Genomic DNA, 18,852 nt, shown 5'->3' with positions numbered 1-18,852 from the left:
CCCTCTCAGGCTCAGATATTCCACAGCGGCAGACCAAGGATAGCCGATGCGGCGATGACGATATAGGCCACCGCGCGAAAAAGCCGCTCTCGGCCCGGATCAAATAGCCGCGCCCCGATGATATTGGCGATGACATTCGGCACCCCGGCGAGCAACCCGAGGACGAGCACTGACCAGACCACCTGCCCCGTCGCTGTCAGCATCGCAAAGAGCATCAGGTCGAGCCCCAGAAGATAGAGCAGGACATTGGCACGGATCACCGCAGCGGGCCGTCGGCTGGCCATATAGAGCAGGATCACCGGCGGCCCGGCGATGCCCGCGAAACCGGTCATGAAGCCACCCAGAGCGCCGGTGGCCGTCACCAGCTTCGGGCCAAGCGGGCCATGGTAGCGCCAGCCCGCAAGCAGCAGCACCAGAAGCCCCAGAACCACGCCGGAAACGATCCAGCCAAAGCCCTCGGGCGACATCAGCGACAGCCCCCAGAGCCCCAGCGGCATCCCGATCAGCACCCCCAGCAGTAGCCGACCCACTTCACGGGGGGCACCTTCGCGCAGGGCATCAGGGAGGTTTGGCAGGGGGCCGATCAACTCGGCAGCGGTCATGAACAGGATCGCTTCGACCGGAGAGAGCACAGAGGCCGCCGCCGGCATGATAATCATGGCAGAGCCAAATCCCGCAAAGCCGCGGACCAGCCCTGCCACGATCACGGCCAGCGCAAGCCAAGCCACCCCGGGGGTGGCCATGGCCTGCGCCAGCAGGTCAGGCATCAATATTGGCGAATTGTGTGCCCGCGCCCGCGTCGGGCTTGGACCAGTCGCGCTTCACGCCGAGATAAAGCACCACATTCTTGGCCACATAGACCGAGGAATAGGTGCCGACGATCACGCCCCATGTAATCGCAAAGACAAATGCCCGGATCACATCGCCGCCCAAAATCAGCAGCGCGATCAGCGCCAGCAGCGTGGTGCCCGAGGTCATCAGTGTCCGGCTCAGCGTCTCGTTTACGCTGAGGTTCATGACCTCACGCAGGGGACGCTTTTTGTATTTGCGCAGGTTCTCCCGCAGCCGGTCAAAGATCACCACCGTATCGTTGATCGAATAGCCAATGATCGTCAGGATCGCGGCCACCACCGGCAGGTCGAAACGGATTTGCAAGAGTGAGAACAGACCGATTGTCAGCACCACGTCATGGAACAAGGCCACGACAGCCCCGACCGAAAACTGCCATTCGAACCGCAGCCAAATGTAGATCAAGATCGCTGCCAGCGCGCCCCCCACGGCAAGAAACGCCGTCTGGATCAACTCGCCCGAGACCTTTGGCCCAACGGATTCCACCGAGGTGAACTTGATGTCGGGGGACACGTCTTGCAGCGCAGCCTCGATGGTTTGGATGGTTTCCGTGGTCGCCGCTTCTTGGCCCTCCTGGGCCTGCACGCGGATCATCGCCACATGGCGGTCCGCGCCGAAACCGGGGTCAAAGACCTCGGAAATCGTCACGTCGCCCAGTTCCAAGGGGCCGAGGGCATCGCGGTAAGCGCCCACGTCGATGGCCTCAGAGCTTTCGGTTCGCAGGGTTGTCCCACCGCGGAAGTCGATGCCAAAGTTCAGCCCCATCACGCCCCAAGCGATCAGCGATAGGATCATCGCCACCACAGACGCGCCAAAGGTGATCTTGGCATAGCCAAAGAAATCGAAGTTCGTGTTGTCGGGTACCAGCTTCAGTCGCATGTCAAACCTCGATTGTCTTGGGACGGCGGCGTTCAAACCAGATCACCACCAGCAAGCGGGTGACGAAGAAGGCAGTGAAGACCGATGTCATGATGCCCAGTCCCAGCGTTACGGCGAAGCCGCGCACCGGGCCAGAGCCTAGGGCAAAGAGGATGACCGCCACGATGAAGGTCGTGATGTTGGCATCCAGAATGGCGCTGAGTGCGCGCTCATAGCCCAGCGAGATCGCCCGCGCGGCACCCTTGGCGTTGCGTTGCTCTTCGCGGATACGCTCGAAAATCAGCACGTTGGCATCGACCGCCATGCCGACCGTCAGCACGATCCCGGCAATGCCCGGCAGGGTCAGCGTGGCGCCAATGAGGCTGAGCAGACCAAAGATCAGCCCGACGTTGATGATCAGCGCGATATTGGCAAAGAACCCGAAGAGCCCATAAGACGCCCACATGAAGAACAGCACAGCGGCAAAGGCCACCATGGTCGCGATCTTGCCCGCGTCGATGCTGTCTTGGCCCAGTTCCGGCCCGATGGTGCGCTCTTCGACAAAGCTCAGCCCCGCAGGCAGGGCCCCGGCGCGCAGCAGCACGGCAAGGTTGGTGCTTTCCTCGACCGAGAAGCGCCCGGTGATGATGCCTGAGCCGCCGGGAATATGGCTTTGGATGGTGGGCGCGCTGATGACTTCATCGTCAAGCACGATGGCAAAGGGCGAGCCGATGTTTTCCGCCGTGTAGTCCCCGAATTTGCGCGCGCCGGAGGTGTCAAAGCGGAAGGACACGGCAGGTGCGCCGTTCTGGTCAAAGCTTGGCTGCGCGTCGACCAATTGCTCGCCGGTGACGACGGGGGCGGTTTCGATCGTGTAGAACACGCCCTCTTCATCCGCCGCCGGCAGGATCGCGTTGCCGATGCCGGGGTTGTCGTTTTCATTGGAGCCACGGTTGACCACCGGGTTGAAGGTCAGCTGCGCCGTGGTGCCGATGATCGCTTTCAACTCAGCAGCGGACCCAATGCCCGGCACCTGAATCAGAATGCGGTCTGCACCTTGGCGCTGGATCGTCGGCTCGCGGGTGCCGACTTCGTCGATGCGGCGGCGCACGATTTCGAGGCTCTGCTGCATGGTGCGCTCATCGGTGGCCTGCATTTCGGCCTCCGACAGGGTGATTGTGATGACGCCATCAGCGCCGCTCACGTCGATGTCGCTGCCGCCTGCCCCGGTCACCGTGGTGACGGGACGCGCCAGATCACGAGTGATCTGCAGCGCTTCGGCCATTTTCGACGGATCGTTCAGACGGACCCGCAATTCCCCCGCCGGTGCCTCTTCGCGCCGGACCGGGGTCAGGCTGCGCAGGGCATCGCGAACCTCGGGCCATTGGGCTTCCATGCGCGAGGCATAGACATCGGCCAGCTGCACTTCGGCCAGCAGATGCGCACCGCCGCGCAGATCGAGGCCAAGGTTCACCAACCCCGAGGGCATCCATTCAGGCCAAAGCGCGCGCTGCGCTTCCAACTCAGGCGTGCTGCCCTGAACTTCGATGGCCGCAACGGCGTCATTGTGCTTTTCGACAGGAGCGTAAAAGGCATTGGGAAGCGCCAGCCAAAGCCCTGCCAAACAGGTCAGGACAATGGCAATCCGCTTCCACAGATCAATCTGTAGCATAGTTCCGCCTTTGGGTTGCGGCCTCGGGGTAGGGTTTATTTCGCCGGTTCGGTCTTGGAAACGACGGTCGCGATGGTGGCCTGCACCACGCGAATTTTCACGCCTTCGGCGATTTCCACCTCAAGCTCGCCGTCGTCTTTGACCTTGGAGACCTTGCCGATGATTCCGCCTTGGGTAACGACCTGATCGCCGCGGCGCAGGCCGGCCACCATGGCCTGATGTTCTTTGGCCTTCTTCTGCTGCGGGCGGATGAGCAGAAAATACATGATCGCGAAGATCAGGATTAGCGGCACAAATTGCTGGATGCCTTCCATGGGGGTCGTCCTTTTCGATGGGTATTGGGCCGCAGGATGGGCCCTGAGAATTTGGCCAGAACCTATGCGCGGCGGCAGCGGGGTGCAAGGTGGAAAGCCGCCGCCGCATGGCCGCCCGCGCGGGGCCAATCGCCGCACGGTTGCGGCCCCTACCGCCGCGCAGCACATTGAGGCATAAGGCAGCAAAACCGACTCACCCGATTTTGAGGACAAACCCATGCACGACATCCGCGCCATCCGCGACAATCCCGAGGCTTTTGACGCCGCTCTCGCCCGCCGGGGCGAGGCTGCGATGTCGCAGGCGGTGCTGTCGCTCGATGCCGCGCGCCGCGCCAAGATCGCCGCCGCCGAAACCGCCAAGGCCGAGCAGAACAAGGCCAGCAAGGAAGTCGGGGCCGCCAAGGGCCGCGGCGATGAGGCCGAGTTCGAGCGCCTGAGGACGCTGGTCAGCGACAAAAAGGCAGAGGTCGCCGCGATGAACGTCGAGGCGCAGGAGTTGGACGCGAAGCTGACGGATATGCTCGCCCGGATCCCCAACAACCCCGCCGATGATGTGCCCCAAGGCGATGACGAAGGTGACAATGTCGAGGTGAAAAGCTGGGGCGAGAAGCCCAGCTTTGATTTCAAACCGGTCGAGCATTACGAGATTGCAGGCGTCAAACCCGGCATGGATTTCGAGACCGCGGCCAAGACTTCGGGCGCGCGCTTCGTCATGCTGAAAGGCGCCGTGGCGCGGGTGCACCGGGCGCTGGCGCAGTTCATGATCGACACCCATGTGGATGAGAACGGCCTGACAGAGGTGAACTCCCCCGTGCTGGTGCGCGACGAGGCGATGTATGGCACGGATAAGCTGCCCAAATTCGGCGAAGACAGCTATCAAACCACCAACGGCTGGTGGCTGGTCCCGACCTCGGAAGTGCCGCTGACCTATTCGGTGGGCGGCGATACGTTAGAGGAAAGCGCCCTGCCGATCCGGCTGACCGCCCATACCCTCTGCTTCCGCTCCGAGGCCGGGAGTGCTGGCCGCGACACCGCTGGCATGCTGCGCCAACACCAGTTTGAGAAGGTCGAGATGGTCTCCGTCACGCACCCGGATGAAAGCGACGCCGAGCAGCAGCGCATGGTTGGCTGCGCCGAAGGTATCCTTGAAAAACTCGGCGTGCCCTACCGCACGGTGATCCTCTGCACCGGGGACATGGGCTTTGGCGCGCGCCGTACCTATGACATCGAGGCTTGGGTGCCGGGGCAGAATTGCTACCGTGAGATTTCCTCGGTCTCGACCACCGGTGATTTTCAGGCGCGGCGCATGAACGCGCGGTTCAAGCCCGAAGGCGGCGGTAAGCCGCAGTTCGTGCATACGCTGAACGGTTCGGGGCTGGCCGTCGGGCGCTGCTTGATCGCCGTGTTGGAAAATGGCCAGCAGGCGGATGGGTCGGTGAAGCTGCCGGACGCGCTGGCGCCCTATCTGGGTGGGAAGACGACCCTGACCGCGGAAGGTGTGCTCGCCTAAAGGTGAGGCACCCAGCCCGATCCGCGCCGCAGGCGCCGGGCCATCGCCTGCCCGCCCGGACGGGTAGGCGATTTGGTGAGGTTGGGGCGACTTGGCGAAGTCACGTTATGGTTGAGCCATAAAGTGGCAGTGTCCAGCCGTTGCATCGCCCACCCGCGGGCAGGCGCTGGCCCTTGGTTGCCATGGTTCCCGCCCGCTCTAAGATTAGATGTACCGCAACATCCAATCCCGCGAGGCCCCGCTTGCCCAAATCCTCCCGCACCCTGATCGCAGCGCTCGCACTGCTGCTCAGCATCGCCTTCGCGATTTCGCCCTTCTTCGTGCCCAGCTTTTCAGGCTTTGACCCAAACCAATTCCCGATCCCGCAAGACAACCCGCCCGCGCAGCCTGCGGGCTATGCGTTTTCCATCTGGGGGTTGATCTATCTTTGGCTGATCATCGGACTGGCCTATGGGCTTTTGCGCGCGCCGCGGGATGGGCAGTGGCATGACATGCGCGTGCCGCTCTGCCTGTCGCTCGCCGTGGGGACAACATGGCTCGCGGTGGCCACCATGAGCCCCGTCTGGGCGGCGGTGCTGATTTGGGTCATGCTGATCACCGCCCTGATCGCCCTGTTCCTCGCCCCGGTCGAAGACCCGTTGTGGGCCGCGGCCCCGGTGGGGCTCTACGCGGGCTGGCTCTCTGCCGCATCCTGTGTGTCACTGGCGCTGCTTGCGGCGGGCTATGGCTATCTGGAAGAGCAGACGGCAGCCGTGGTCTTTGTCGGGCTCGCAGGGGCGATTGGGGCCATCGTGCAGACCGCCCTTGGGCGGACCCCCAGCTACGGGATCGCGGTGATCTGGGGGCTGGTGGGCGTGATCGTCACCAATTGGGGCGACACGCCTCTTGTCGCCTATCTGGCGCTTGGGGGCAGCATCCTTGTGGCGCTGCCCACGCTCAGGGCGTTTCGGCGGGGCTGATCGAGGTCAGTCCCGGCGGCGACCGTCGGTGTGCTTGCGCAGCTTCGACGGCGCGGCCTTTTTGCGGTTTTTATAGGGGTTGGCATCCGACTGGCCGCGCATCCACAGACGGATCGGCGTGCCAGGCATGTCGAAATCCAGACGCAACCCATTGACTAGATAGCGCGAATAGCTGTCCGGCACCTTGTCGGGATGGCTGCACATCACAACGAAGCCCGGCGGACGGGTCTTGGCTTGGGTCATGTAACGCAGCTTGATGCGCTTGCCCTGCGGCGCGGGGGGCGGATGCGCCTCCATCATCCCCGAGAGCCAGCGGTTGAGCTGTGCGGTGGTGATCCGGCGGTTCCAGACCTCATAGGCGCGCATGATCGCGGCCTGAAGACGGTCAAGCCCCCTGCCCGTTTTGGCAGACACAGTGATCAGCGGCGCGCCACGCAGCTGCGGCAAGAGCCGCTCAAAGCTTTCCTTGAGATCGCGCAGCTTTTCCTGACGGTTCTCTTCGATGTCCCATTTGTTCACGGCCACAACGACCGCGCGGCCCTCACGTTCGGCCAGATCAGCGATGCGCAGGTCTTGCTGCTCAAACGGGATTTCGGCGTCGAGCAGGACGACAACGACCTCGGCAAATTTCACCGCGCGCAGACCATCGCTGACACTGAGCTTTTCAAGCTTCTCCTGTACCTTGGCTTTCTTGCGCATCCCGGCGGTGTCAAAAATCCGCATCGGCACCGGATCGCCATCCGGCCCGGCCCATTCGGTCATGAGAGAGATCGCATCGCGGGTGATCCCCGCCTCCGGCCCGGTGAGCAAGCGGTCCTCGCCCAAGATCTGATTAATCAGCGTCGATTTGCCTGCATTGGGGCGGCCCACCACGGCAACCTGCAGAGGTTTGGCGCGCGTGGGCATCGGCACGGATTCGGCTTCGAGATCGGCGTCATCCTCGGGCAGGTTCACATCCGTCTCGGGCGCGTCCTGCGTGGCGCGGTCCTCATATTCATCGGCCAGCGGCATCAGCACGGAGTAAAGATCGGTCAGACCTTCGCCATGTTCGGCGGACATGCGAATGGGCTCGCCCAGACCCAGCGAATAGGCCTCGATCATGCCAGCATCGGCGGCTTTGCCCTCGGCCTTGTTACCGGCGAGAATCACATGAGCGGATTTTTTGCGCAGGATCTCGGCAAAGACCATATCCGACGGGGTCACGCCGACACGGGCGTCGATCATGAACAGACAGATATCGGCCATATCCACGGCACGCTCGGTCAGGCGGCGCATCCGGCCCTGAAGGCTGTCGTCGGTGACCTCTTCCAGACCGGCCGTGTCGATCACGGTAAAGCGCAGGTCGGCCAGTTTGGCCGCCCCTTCGCGCAGATCGCGGGTCACGCCGGGCTGGTCGTCGACCAGCGCGAGGCGTTTGCCAACAAGGCGGTTGAACAGCGTGGATTTCCCGACATTGGGACGGCCCACGATGGCAAGGGTAAAGGACATAATTCAGGCTCCGGGCCCCGGTTGGGCCAGTTCAGACACGCGCCTTAGCCTATTTGCGGCCTAACGGAAAGCGTGCAATTGCCCCTTGGTGGAGACGACGTAAAGCGTGCCGCCTGCCACGACGGGGGCAGTGGTCGCCCCGCCGGGGATTTGGGTGGTGCCCGTCAGCCCGCCGCCCACGGGGTCAAAGCTGCGCAGCACCCCGTCGTTGGACGCCACGATCACGCGGCCTCCGGCGATGATCGGGCCGTAATGCGCCACGACTTCGGACTGCCTTCTGGGCCGGTCCTTGACGAAATTCGGCAGCGGCGTGCCCCAGATGCGACGGCCCGTGCTGGCGTCGAGCCGCACAAGTTCATTGAGGTCGGTGACCGCGAAAACAGAATCGCCCGCAGGCCAGACCGGGCCGATCGCCCCGTCGCGGGCGACCCATTTACGGTCCCCGCTGTTAACGTCGAGCGCGGCCAGACGGCCCGAATGGTTGCCCACATAGACAGTCCCGCCCGAGACCACGGGCGCGCTTGTCACGTCGCCAACAAAGCTCAGCGCGCGGCCCTGACGTTTGCCCAGAACAGAGGTCGCCCACCGCTCAAGCCCGCCTTGACGGAACAGCCCCTGCACCTCACCCGAGCCGAAGGCGAAGATCGCGAGGTCATTGGTGACGGCGGGCGCCGGTGCGCCCAACACATTGCTGAGGCTGGTGACAGCACCGGTCTGCCACTGGATGCGGCCTGTGGTTTTGTCGAGCGCGAAGCCGGTATCGTCACCCGCCGTGAGATAGACCAGATCGCCCGAGACGGTCGGCGTGCCGGAGCCCGTGGCGTCGAGGTCTTGCGTCCAACGCACTCCGCCCGTTGTTACGTCGAGCGCGGCCAGAACACCAAAGCCCACAGAGACGTAAAGCGTTTCGCCGTCCACGGCGAGCCCGCCACCGGTGGCTTGGCCTTCGCGGTCGGATGCGGGGGTGAGATCACGGGTCCAGAGCGTTTGGCCTGAGGTCGAGGTCGCGGTGACCTGCGCGCCTGCATCAAGGGTAAAGACGCGCCCGCCTGCGACCACCGGATCGGCAGTGATGCGCTGTTTGCGGCTATCGCCCGCGCCGATCTTGGCGCTCCAGACCGGCTGCAATGTGGCGCGCAACGCGGGGTGGCCCACGCGGGTCGAGGGGGTGCCGACACTGTGGGTCCAGTTGGCGTTGTTCACCGCGCCGCCCAAAGCGATGGCGCGGCTGGTGTTTTCTGGCACCGGGCCGTCGATGGCGTCAAAGGCCGGGTCTTGCACACCGGGGTTTTGCAGCACCGCGCGCACGTCTTCGCGTTTGCCCGGCAGATAGGTCTGCTCATCCGCGCAGGCCGTCAGCAGCAGCGCGGCACCGATGGCCCCCGCCACGCCCAGCCCCCGCAGACCCGCATGGCCGGGTTCGGATTCGCGATGCTTCGTCATGGACCTGCTCACTTTCTGTCTTTCCTCAACCTTCACGCCCCCGCCGTTTTCGGCGGGTGGATATGTGTCAGTCACCCGTTGCTTCGGGGATCTCCAGCTCAGCCGCTGCAGCAGCGTCTTCGACCCCCGGTTCTTCACCCAAGGCCACAATCACCTGAAGGGCGCGTTGTTGCAAGTCCGGGGTGGTTTCCGCATCGGAGAGAATGGATTGGTAGCGCGCCACGGCCTTGTCGGTCTCACCCTCTTGGATGTCGATCAGGGCCAGCTGCTCTTCGGCCAGAAGGCGCAGCGGGGCACCGGGCTGGGCCAGTGCTTCGAGCGCCTGACGCCGCTCTGCCACGGGCACCGATTGGCCCTGAAGGGTCACGGCCTTGAACTGCGCCAGTTGGCGGTAAATCGGCGCAAGGTCGCCGTCGAGCGCCACGGCGTCGAGCTGTTCGACGGCGGCGTCAATCTCACCGGCCTCGGCCAAGGCATCCGCACGCATGAAATTCAGCACGGCGCGGGCACCGGGGCCTTCGGCCTCAATCGGGGCAAGCGCTTCGGCGCGGGCATTGCTGGCATCCGCTTCAAGCGCTTCGAGCATGGCATCGCCCAAGGCTTCGGCCTGCGCACGCTCTTGTGCTTTGCTATATTCGTTCCACGCGGCACCGCCGACGATGGCAACCACAGCGACCACAGCGATCCAACCATAGCGGCGCAGCAGGCCATAAAACCGGTCGCGGCGGACCTCTTCGTTCACTTCGTCAATAAAACTGTCGGTATCGCTCATCGCGCCCTGCCCCCGGCCTGATTTTGCCCCTCTTACCGCGCGTGGCCAGCCAAGCCAAGACCCAGCGAACTTACGCGCCTTGGATGGCCGCTTGGCGCGGGCCAGGGTCACGCTAAGTCAGAGACAGGATGCAATGAAAGGAGACAATGATGAGAGCGATTGCAATGGCGGCAGGTCTAGTGATGGCCGCGGTGCCCGCCTTGGCGCAAGATTTGGTGGCCAAAGTCTCACCCCATGATGTGGTGACAACGATGGACCGGCTGGAAAGCGCCGTCGAAGAGGCCGGGGCCGAAGTTTTCGCCCGCGTCGATCACGCCGCAGGGGCCGAGAAGGCCGAGATGGAATTGCGCCCAACGGAGCTTTTGATCTTTGGCAACCCCAAGCTCGGCACGCCCGCGATGCAGGACGCCCAGACCGCCGGACTTGATCTGCCGATGCGGGTGCTGGTCTATGCTGATGGTGAAGGCGCGGTGCACGTCGCCTATGCCGCGCCCGAGACGCTGGTCACGGCGCATGGCCTGCCGGAAGAGGCCGAATATATTACCAAGATGACCGAGGCGCTGGACAACCTCACCGCCAAGGCGATCGGCGAAGAGTAACGCTTCTCCCCGCCCGAACCTTAGCGTTTGGGCGGGGTGTTCTGCGCCTTAATGAGGTTTTCCAGATCGGTCAGCCGCGACATGACCTCATCGCGGTAGGTATTGGTCTGCTCGTTGCTTTCCTCATGATGCGCGTCTTGCATTGAGTTCACGATCAGACCGACCAGCAGGTTCACCACCGCGAAGGTCGTGACCATGATGAAGGGCACAAAGAACATCCACGCATAGGGATAGACCTCCATCACCGGGCGCACGATGCCCATCGACCACGACTCAAGCGTCATGATCTGAAACAGCGAATAGCCCGAGCGCCCCAGCGTGCCGAACCACTGCGGGAAATCCGTGCCAAAGAGTTTGGTAGCCATCACGGAGGCGATATAAAAGATCACCCCCATCAGCAGGAAAACCGACCCCATGCCCGGCAGCGCGTTGACCAGTCCCTCAACCACGCGGCGCAACGAAGGGGCGACGGAGACCACGCGCAGCAGGCGCAGGATACGCAGGGCACGCAACACGCTGAGCCCTTGGGTCGCGGGGATCAGCGAGATGGCAACGATCACGAAGTCGAAGATGCTCCAGCCGCGCTTGAAGAAATCCATCCCCCGACCGTAGAGTTTTATCGCGATCTCAATGACAAAGATGCCAAGGCAGACCTTGTCGAGCAGCAGGATCAGCGGCCCCACCTCCGCCATCACCTCATCCGAGGTTTCCAGCCCCAAGATCACGGCGTTGAACAGAATAACGCCCAGAATGAAGTTCTGAAACGATGCGCGGTCAGCCAGTCGCGCCGCGCGGGCGCGCAGCGACTGTAGCGAGGGAGGGGAGAGATCGGTCATGGCGGTAGATATCGTGTGCCGGTTGGCACAACGCAAGAGCAGATCAGCAACGTTTGCACCATCGGCGGCAATGCCCCGCCCGTCTGCCAAAACAGAAGGCGGGGCCTGCGGGCCGTCTACTCTTCTTCCGCCTGCTGGCGCTGCCAAAGCTGAGCATAACGCCCGCCCTGGGCCAAGAGCACCTCGTGGCTGCCCTGCTCGATGATCTCGCCCTTCTCCAGCACGACGATGCGATCCGCTTCGGCGATGGTCGACAGGCGGTGGGCGATGGTCAGCACCGTGCGCCCCTGCCCGGCCCGGCGCAGCGCGTCTTGAATCTCATGCTCCGTCTCACTGTCGAGCGCGCTTGTCGCCTCGTCCAGCAGCAGGATCGGCGGGTCTTTCAGCAGCGTCCGGGCAATGCCCACGCGCTGTTTCTCGCCGCCTGAAAGCTTCAGCCCCCGCTCGCCGACCGTGGTTGCATAGCCCTGTGGCAACGCCATGATGAAATCGTGGATCTGTGCAGCGCGGGCGGCGGCTTCGACCTCTTCCTGCGTTGCCCCATCGCGTCCGTAGGCGATGTTATAGCCAATGGTGTCGTTGAACAGCACCGTATCCTGCGGCACCACGCCGATGGCCATATGCAGCGAATGCTGGGTCACATCGCGCACGTCTTGCCCGTCGATTTTCAGCGCGCCTCCGGCGACATCGTAGAACCGGAACAACAGCCGCCCGATGGTGGATTTGCCCGAGCCGGTCGAGCCGACAATCGCCACCGTCTCGCCCGGTCGTGCCTCAAGCGAGATGCCTTTGAGGATTTCACGGTCGGTGTCATAGGCAAAGCGCACATTCTCCAGCGTCACATGGCCGCCCGTCACCTTGAGGTCCGGCGCATTCGGCTTGTCGTCAATCTCTGCCGGTTGTTCGAGCAGGCCGAACATCTGGCCCATATCCACCAGCGCCTGACGGATCTCGCGATAAACGGTGCCAAGGAAGTTCAGCGGCACGGTCAGTTGGATCATGTAAGAGTTAACCATGACAAAATCACCGACGCTGAGTTCGCCACTTTGCACGCCCATCGCCGCCATGACCATGACGCCCACCAGCCCCGCGGTGATGATCAACGCTTGGCCAAAGTTCAGGAAAGCGAGCGAATAGTTCGTCTTGATCGCCGCGTTTTCATAGTCGGCCATTGCCAAGTCATAACGCGCGGCCTCGCGGCCCTCGGCGCCGAAGTATTTCACCGTCTCATAGTTCAGCAGGCTGTCGATCGCGCGTTGGTTGGCCTCGGTGTCGCTGTCGTTCATCTGCCGCCGCAGACGCACGCGCCATTCGGTGACGGCAAAGGTGAACCAGACATAGATCGCGATGGTCACGGTCACGACCACCAGATACCAAATGTCGAACAGCACGGCGAGGATCACGCCGACGAGGATCAGCTCAAGGATCAGCGGCCCGATGGAGAACAGCAAAAACCGCAGCAGGAAATCGACGCCTTTGACACCGCGCTCAATAATCCGGCTCAGCCCGCCGGTCTTGCGGGTGATATGATAGCGCATCGAGAGTTTATGGATGTGCTGAAAGGTCTCAAGCGCCAACATCCGCAGGGCGCGCTGCCCGACACGGGCAAAGACCGCATCGCGCACCTGTTGAAAGCCCACGCCCATCAGTCGCGCCATGCCGTAGGCCACGGTCAGGCCAATCGCCCCAAGCGCCAGCATCGGCGCGCCCTCGCCCGCCAGCGCATCCACCGCGTCGCGGTAGAAGAACGGCGTGGCGACGATGATCAGTTTCGACACCAGCAGCGCCAGCATCGCCAAGATCACCCGGCGCTTCACCCAAGGCATGTCCTTGGGCCAGAGGTAGGGCGCCACTTTGCGCAACACCAAAAAGCCCGATTGACGCTCGGCGGCGTCAATCATCTCGGCCTCGGTGGGGATGCGGTCAGGCTTGGGGGTTTTGCGGTCGCGCCGACGCGCGGCGGGCGTTTGGTCTGTATCGGCTGGCATGGGAATTCCTGAAGTGATTACAGGCTACATAGGCCCCATGCGCCGAGGTTGCCAGTGTGGGGCGGCGCACAGCCGCTTTGCGCGCTGCGAATGCCGCCCCGGTTTGGGTCTTCAGATCACTCCGATGCGGGTTCTTCGGGCAGATCGAAAACCTGTCCGGGGTAGATCAGATCGGGGTCGCGGATGTTGCCGCTGTTGGCCTCGAACACCTTCACGTAAAGCAACGGATCGCCGTAGCGTTCACGCGAGATCGCCCAGAGCGTGTCGCCTTTCTGGACCGTCACAGCGCTCAGCGGGCCGCTCAGCCCTTCGGTGGCGGCGGCCAGCACCTCGGGGGATTCGCGTTTGAAGGGTGTCTCCACCCGGCTGGTCACATCGCCTGCGCGAGAAAGCTCATCCACCCGCAGGGTATAGACGCCCTCATCGACATTGGGCAGATCGCCCCGCCAGCGGCCCTCCTGATCGACCGGCAGGCTGATCACCGCGTTGTTGTTGAGATAGACGCGCACTTCGCTGGTGTCCGGCTGCGCACGGCCTGCAAGCTGCACATCACCCTGATCGGAATAGCCGATGGTGTCGAGCGCCACATTGGTCATCACCTGCGGCGGCGCGGTGTCGAGCCGCTCCACCCCCTCGGCCGTGGATTTCAGCACCGGGGCTGGCGCAGATGGCTGAGCCGGGGCGGCGGTGGTGTCGGTTTCTTCCGTGGGCGTCGGGGTTGTCGTCTCAGGGCTGGGCGCGTCGCGTTCCGCAAGGCTGGGGGCATCGGTTGTGGGATTTGGCGTCGTGGCCCCCTGCGCAGGGGATGCGGTATCATCGGCAGCGCCAGTGGCGGGATCCGCCGTTCCGGTCTCCGCCAGCGGCGTGGCTTGGGCTGGGGTGTCGGAGGTCGTCTGTTGCCCTTGGTCTGGCGCAGTGTTGTCGCCCGTTCCGGCCAACCCCGCGCCAGTGCCCGTTCCGGCCAACCCCGTGCCGGTGCCCGTTCCGGCCAACGGAGTCGCTTCAGAGGGCGCGGTGCCGGTGGCAAGGTCTTCCCCCGCCTCGGTACCACGGTTCTGCTCCGGTGCGGAGCCCGCGCCCTCGGCGGTGCCGGTATCGGAAAGCGGTGTGGCCTGAGTGGGGTCAGAGACGTTGGTGGTCTCTCCTTCACCCGCGGCAGCCTCTTGCTCTAGGGCGGAGCTCACGCCCTCCGCCGTGCCGGTCCCGGAAAGCGGTGTGGCTTGGGTGGGGTCGGAAATGTTGGCGATCTCTCCTTCGCCCGCAGCAGGCTTTTGCTCTGGCGCGGCGTTCACGCCCTCCGCCGTGCCAGTTCCGGAAAGCGGTGTGGCCTGAGTGGGGTCGGATACGTTTGCAATCGTTCCTTCGCCTGCGGCAGGCTCTTGCTCTGCTGCACTGCCCTGAGCCCCGCCGGTTTCCGTAGGCTCGGATTGGCCTCCGCCCTCAATGGTCTCTTGCTCCGCTGTGGCCGTCTCGCTTGCAGCGGCGGGCGCTGCCGAACCGTCATCAGATGTTGGCTGGCTTTCTGCAGCCGCCTCAGCTTCGGCGGTCGCGGTCCCGGCCAGCGGGGTCGCCTGTGCCGGACCGGTCGCGGCGGGCTCGATTGCGGCCTCGTCCCGCTCTTCGGCAGGAGCATCGGTCGAGGCCGTCTGATCCGCAGGCGCCTCTCGCGTCATCTCCGCGTCGGCAAGCGAGGTCATGTCAGAGGCCTCAGACCCAACCTGCACGTCGCCCGGCGATGCAAGGTAAGGCTCGGCACCCTCGTCTGCTGTCGCGTCGCCACCGGGGTCCGCGCCCTCCTCCGCAATCCCAAGCGGGCTTTGCTCGGGCGTGGTGTCCGCCTCTGCCATCTGCAGAGGCGCTTCGGTCGGCGTGAGAATGATTTCTTCTTCTGAGGCGAGCTTGGTCTCACCGTCCTGCCCCAAAAGCGTCAGCACATGGCCCTTGCCGTCGGGGGGGATCATCGCGAGAGTCGCGAACTTTCCGGACCCATCGGCGGTGGCGGTGGCGATCTCTTTGCCGTCTTTCAACACGGCCACGCTGCTGCCGGGGGCCGCGCGGCCTGCGATCACGGTCATCCCATCGCTTTCGCGGCGCACTTCGTCAAAGGCCGGGGCCTGCGGTTCTGACACTTGTGGCTCTGTCGCTTGCTGTGTGACCTTGGGCTCCGTCGCTGCCGCGTCGTCGGGGCCGACGGAAACGCCCTGCACGGCATTTGGCACAAGCGTGGCGTTCTCTGGGGTGGCATCGCGTTCGGGGAGCACGGCCACCGTGGTTTGCCCTGCCTCCTCCGGCCCGCTGCGCTTGCTGCCGATCCAAGCGCCAAGCGCCAGTACCGCCGCCGCAAAGGCGCCCGCCGCCATCGCTCCCATGCCGCCAAACCGGCCAAATCCCTTGAACATCTTCTACTTCCCCTGTGGTTGAGCCTTTTTAGCAAGCAGGCTAACAGGGGTCAAAAGCGCAGACGATCCGCGCCGAATTTTCCTAATCATCAGGACGCTTTACCATGCAACATTCTGTCTGTGTCTATTGCGGCTCCCGCCCCGGCGATGACGATGCTTTCACCCAAGACGCCGAGACGCTGGGCCGTGGTCTGGCCGAAGCCGGGCTGCGGCTGGTCTATGGCGCTGGCGATGTCGGCCTGATGGGCAGCGTCGCCCGTGCCGCCCAAACGGCTGGCGGCGACACCTTCGGCGTGATCCCCGCGCATCTTGTTGCATGGGAAGTCGGCAAGACCGATCTGACCCGCTACATCGTAACCGAGACGATGCATGAACGCAAAAAAGTGATGTTCATGAACTGCGATGCCGTAGCCGTTTTGCCCGGCGGCGCGGGATCGCTGGATGAGCTTTTCGAGGTGCTGACATGGCGCCAGTTGGGCCTACATGAAAAACCGATTTTCCTTGTGAACACAAACGGATACTGGGATCCTTTCATGTCACTGATGAACCATGTCGTGGCCCATGGATTTGCCGATGCAACCCTTCTGGACTACGTCACCGTGGTGGCGGATGCCGATGCCGCTCTCAGCGCCCTGCGCCGCGCCTTGTCCTGACGGAAGCTGCTGACGGAATAGACCGCCAGCGCGCACCAGATCAGAACGAAAGCCTGCACATGCCAGCCGGTGAAAGGCTCGCGAAACAGGACCACGGCGCAGAAAAACTGCAAGGTCGGATTGATGTAGCTCAGCAATCCAGCCGTCGCCATCGACAGCCGCCGCGCGGCGTAGCTGAACAAGATCAACGGCGTGGCCGTGATCGGTCCGGCCAGTATCAAAAGCGCCGTATCGCGAAACGACGCACCAAAGGCCCCGGCCCCATTGTCACCCGTTTGCCACAGCACGAGCACCGCGAGGGGCGACAAAAGCAGCACCTCCGCCGTGACGGAGACCACCGGCCCCACCGCCAACCGCTTTTTCGCCAGTCCATAAAGCCCGAAGGAGGCCGCCAGCGCCAAGGCGAGCCAAGGCGCGGTGCCCAGCCCATAGGTGAGCAATGAGACGGCCAGGGTGACCAAACCGACCGCGAAAAGCTGCACAGGGCTCAGCCGCTCGCCAAAGACCAACCGCCCCAGCAGGACGGAGACCAGCGGGAAGATGTAGTAGCCCAAAGCGGCCTCGGTCGCCTGCCCGCTCTGCACCGCCGAGATGAAAAGATACCAGTTCGTCGCGATCACCAGCGCCGCGAAGACGAGCAGACCAAAGGCCCGCGGCCCCGCCATCGCGTCGAATACCGCCCGCAGACGCCGCTGTACCGTCAAGACGATGATGAAAAACACCAGCGACCATAGGGTACGATGCGCGAGCACCTCAGCGGCGGGCACATGCGACAGCAATTTGTAGAAGATCGACGACAGCCCCCAAATGCAGCAGGCCGCGATCATTGCGGCGAAACCCTTGGTGGTGTCGGTCATGGGAAATCCTTGGCGCGGTAGACTGCTTCCTTGTGAAGGCAATCAATTCCCGCGCCAAGGTAAAAGTCAGGCTTGGGCCAATTCCCCGGCCACGATCTTTTCGATCTCATCGATGGGGTGGTTGGTCAGGGTCTTGGGGATTTCGCCCACGACCTTGTTCCGCACCTCTTTATGTAGATCATCGCGCAGATCACCCAGCACGGCGGGTGGCGCCACCAGAACGATCCGCTCGAAACGTCCCTTGTGGGCGAGTTTATAAAGAATGTCTGCCAAGTCCTTGGCAAAGCGCTCTTTTTCCAACTCGTGCCAGTCGGTATCGTCAAAGGCAGAGCGGTGCCCGCTGGGCCCGTCGCTCATCCGGCCGGGACGGTTGGCGGCTTGTTCCCGCGTCGGGGGATTTTCCTGCTCCTCCTTGCGCACGACCTGAAGATAAGGGTCTTCGCCGTCCGTGTGGTTTTGCAGGAAAAGGGCCTTTTCGCCATCCGCGATCAGCACCCATGTGTCTTGGCTGAGTTTGGTCATGAAGGCTCTCCGTGGTTGCGTTTGTCTTCGCCGGTGACACGGGTCACGCCGTCTTCGCCCTTCTCGGCGCGGCGCATGGCGTCCTGGGTGCCCACGTCCTTTTGCAGGTCTCCCCCGGCGCGGCCGCCTTGATCTGGCGTCTCAGTCTCGGAGAGGAATTTTTCCGTTTCCTTGGTACCGTCGTTGGATCGTTTCCGCTCGGCCATGTTGTCCTCCTTTTTTTGACGTGAAGTCTCAGGGGAAAAACATCCGCGAAGGGGCTTGGGTTCCAACGAAAAAACCCCGCAGCAGGCTGCGGGGTTCTGTCTGTCACTTGGGGCCGACCCGAAGGCCGGGCGGTCACATCACAGACGCGACGCGACGTTGTCCCAGCTCACCCAGCCTGCGGCGCAGCCGCGGGCGTCGGTGGCTGGGAGAGCAACACCCGCATCAAGCGCAGGCGTCCCTCAAACGCGCCGCAGCCAGATCACAGGCGCGAGGCGACGTTGTCCCAGTTCACCAGATTATCGAGGAAGTTCGACAGGTAGTCGGGGCGCGCGTTGCGGAAGTCGATGTAGTAGGAGTGTTCCCACACGTCGCAGCCCAGCAGTGCCGTTTGGTCAAAGCAGAGCGGGTTCACGCCGTTCTCGGTCTTGGTAACCTTCAGGCTGCCGTCTTTGTCCTTGACCAGCCACGCCCAGCCCGAGCCGAACTGGCCCGCGCCTGCGGCTTTGAACTCGTCCTTGAACTTGTCGACGGAACCAAAGCTCTCGGTGATCGCTTTTTCCAGCTCGCCGGGAAGCTTGTTGTCTTCGGGGCTCATCATTTCCCAGAACTGGTTGTGGTTCCACAGCTGGCTGATGTTGTTGAAGATGCCGGATTGCGCCACGGCGTTCGGGTCATAGGTGCCCTTGATGATCTCTTCGAGGGTCTTGCCCTCCCACTCGGTGCCTTCGATCGCCTTGTTGCCGTTGGTCACATAGGCGTTGTGGTGCTTGTCGTGGTGGTATTCCAGCGTTTCCTTGGACATGCCTTTGGATGCAAGCGCGTCGTGGGCATAGGGGAGATCGGGAAGTTCAAAAGCCATTTCTGGGCCTCCTCATTTGGGAATTTCGCTGCGGCCACTTGATGGGGATCAAGCGCCAACGTCAAGG

Annotated in this window: 18 protein-coding genes; 4 read left to right on the top strand and 14 right to left on the bottom strand. The window is 63.3% G+C overall.

The annotated features are described in order from the left end of the window. Positions 1-11: 11 nt before the first annotated feature. Genes K3758_RS07080 through yajC form a run of 4 tightly spaced genes read right to left on the bottom strand, consistent with a single transcriptional unit; the run spans position 12 to position 3,693 of the window. Positions 12-743, bottom strand: a complete 732-nt coding sequence (locus tag K3758_RS07080) for a sulfite exporter TauE/SafE family protein (RefSeq protein ID WP_259949205.1) — start codon at positions 741-743, stop codon at positions 12-14. 16 nt (positions 744-759) lie between these two features. Further along, a complete protein-coding gene (secF, locus tag K3758_RS07075) occupies positions 760-1,728 on the bottom strand; it encodes a protein translocase subunit SecF (RefSeq protein ID WP_259949195.1) in 969 nt (322 codons plus the stop codon). Between the two features lies 1 nt (position 1,729). Next, the gene (gene secD, locus K3758_RS07070; protein WP_259949193.1) at positions 1,730-3,379 is read right to left on the bottom strand and encodes a protein translocase subunit SecD; all 1,650 of its coding nucleotides are present in this window, start codon (positions 3,377-3,379) and stop codon (positions 1,730-1,732) included. Positions 3,380-3,414: 35 nt separating this feature from the next. Further along, positions 3,415-3,693 carry a preprotein translocase subunit YajC gene (yajC, locus tag K3758_RS07065; RefSeq protein ID WP_067627241.1) on the bottom strand — a complete coding sequence of 93 codons (279 nt, stop codon included), beginning with the start codon at positions 3,691-3,693 and terminating at the stop codon, positions 3,415-3,417. Positions 3,694-3,910: 217 nt separating this feature from the next. Between yajC and serS the strand changes: the two genes are divergently transcribed. Beyond that, on the top strand, positions 3,911-5,203 hold the full coding sequence (gene serS, locus K3758_RS07060) for a serine--tRNA ligase (protein WP_259949190.1): 1,293 nt from the start codon (positions 3,911-3,913) through the stop codon (positions 5,201-5,203). 242 nt (positions 5,204-5,445) lie between these two features. After that, positions 5,446-6,162 (top strand): hypothetical protein, encoded by a 717-nt coding sequence (locus K3758_RS07055; protein ID WP_259949189.1) that lies wholly within the window; start codon positions 5,446-5,448, stop codon positions 6,160-6,162. Between the two features lie 6 nt (positions 6,163-6,168). Here K3758_RS07055 and der read toward each other — a convergent pair whose 3' ends face one another. From der to K3758_RS07040, 3 genes are all read right to left on the bottom strand, one after another. Further along, on the bottom strand, positions 6,169-7,650 hold the full coding sequence (gene der / locus K3758_RS07050; protein ID WP_259949188.1) for a ribosome biogenesis GTPase Der: 1,482 nt from the start codon (positions 7,648-7,650) through the stop codon (positions 6,169-6,171). Positions 7,651-7,710: 60 nt separating this feature from the next. Next, positions 7,711-9,093, bottom strand: coding sequence for a PQQ-like beta-propeller repeat protein (locus tag K3758_RS07045; RefSeq protein WP_259949186.1), 1,383 nt, complete (start codon positions 9,091-9,093; stop codon positions 7,711-7,713). Positions 9,094-9,160: 67 nt separating this feature from the next. Further along, complete coding sequence (locus K3758_RS07040) at positions 9,161-9,865, bottom strand: tetratricopeptide repeat protein (RefSeq protein WP_120350756.1); 705 nt, start codon at positions 9,863-9,865, stop codon at positions 9,161-9,163. A gap of 149 nt (positions 9,866-10,014) precedes the next feature. Here K3758_RS07040 and K3758_RS07035 point away from each other — a divergent pair, with 149 nt between their 5' ends. Further along, on the top strand, positions 10,015-10,464 hold the full coding sequence (locus K3758_RS07035; protein WP_409202621.1) for a DUF302 domain-containing protein: 450 nt from the start codon (positions 10,015-10,017) through the stop codon (positions 10,462-10,464). 20 nt (positions 10,465-10,484) lie between these two features. On the opposite strand, the gene K3758_RS07030 is transcribed toward K3758_RS07035, so the two are convergent. From K3758_RS07030 to K3758_RS07020, 3 genes are all read right to left on the bottom strand, one after another. Continuing rightward, the gene (locus tag K3758_RS07030) at positions 10,485-11,300 is read right to left on the bottom strand and encodes an ion transporter (RefSeq protein WP_259949179.1); all 816 of its coding nucleotides are present in this window, start codon (positions 11,298-11,300) and stop codon (positions 10,485-10,487) included. Between the two features lie 116 nt (positions 11,301-11,416). After that, positions 11,417-13,201 carry an ABC transporter ATP-binding protein/permease gene (locus K3758_RS07025; protein WP_259950010.1) on the bottom strand — a complete coding sequence of 595 codons (1,785 nt, stop codon included), beginning with the start codon at positions 13,199-13,201 and terminating at the stop codon, positions 11,417-11,419. Between the two features lie 203 nt (positions 13,202-13,404). After that, on the bottom strand, positions 13,405-15,687 hold the full coding sequence (locus tag K3758_RS07020) for a LysM peptidoglycan-binding domain-containing protein (RefSeq protein ID WP_259949177.1): 2,283 nt from the start codon (positions 15,685-15,687) through the stop codon (positions 13,405-13,407). A 104-nt stretch (positions 15,688-15,791) separates the two neighbouring features. Between K3758_RS07020 and K3758_RS07015 the strand changes: the two genes are divergently transcribed. Further along, positions 15,792-16,340: a TIGR00730 family Rossman fold protein gene (locus tag K3758_RS07015; protein WP_259949174.1), complete on the top strand. Its 549-nt coding sequence runs from the start codon at positions 15,792-15,794 to the stop codon at positions 16,338-16,340. Here K3758_RS07015 and rarD read toward each other — a convergent pair. The 4 genes from rarD to K3758_RS06995 form a co-directional block, all read right to left on the bottom strand. Beyond that, entirely contained in the window at positions 16,277-17,197 is a 921-nt protein-coding gene (gene rarD, locus K3758_RS07010) for an EamA family transporter RarD (protein ID WP_259949160.1), read from the bottom strand. The genes K3758_RS07015 and rarD overlap by 64 nt on opposite strands. Positions 17,198-17,263: 66 nt before the next feature. Further along, positions 17,264-17,719, bottom strand: coding sequence for a host attachment family protein (locus K3758_RS07005; protein WP_120350750.1), 456 nt, complete (start codon positions 17,717-17,719; stop codon positions 17,264-17,266). After that, positions 17,716-17,925 carry a hypothetical protein gene (locus tag K3758_RS07000; RefSeq protein WP_067630683.1) on the bottom strand — a complete coding sequence of 70 codons (210 nt, stop codon included), beginning with the start codon at positions 17,923-17,925 and terminating at the stop codon, positions 17,716-17,718. Before K3758_RS07000 ends, K3758_RS07005 begins: the two co-directional genes overlap by 4 nt. A 260-nt stretch (positions 17,926-18,185) precedes the next feature. Further along, a complete protein-coding gene (locus tag K3758_RS06995) occupies positions 18,186-18,785 on the bottom strand; it encodes a superoxide dismutase (protein WP_259949156.1) in 600 nt (199 codons plus the stop codon). Positions 18,786-18,852 lie beyond the last annotated feature (67 nt).

The organism is Sulfitobacter sp. W002 (assembly GCF_025142135.1).
Taxonomy (GTDB): domain Bacteria; phylum Pseudomonadota; class Alphaproteobacteria; order Rhodobacterales; family Rhodobacteraceae; genus Sulfitobacter; species Sulfitobacter profundi.
This window is presented reverse-complemented; position numbering and strand designations above follow the sequence as displayed.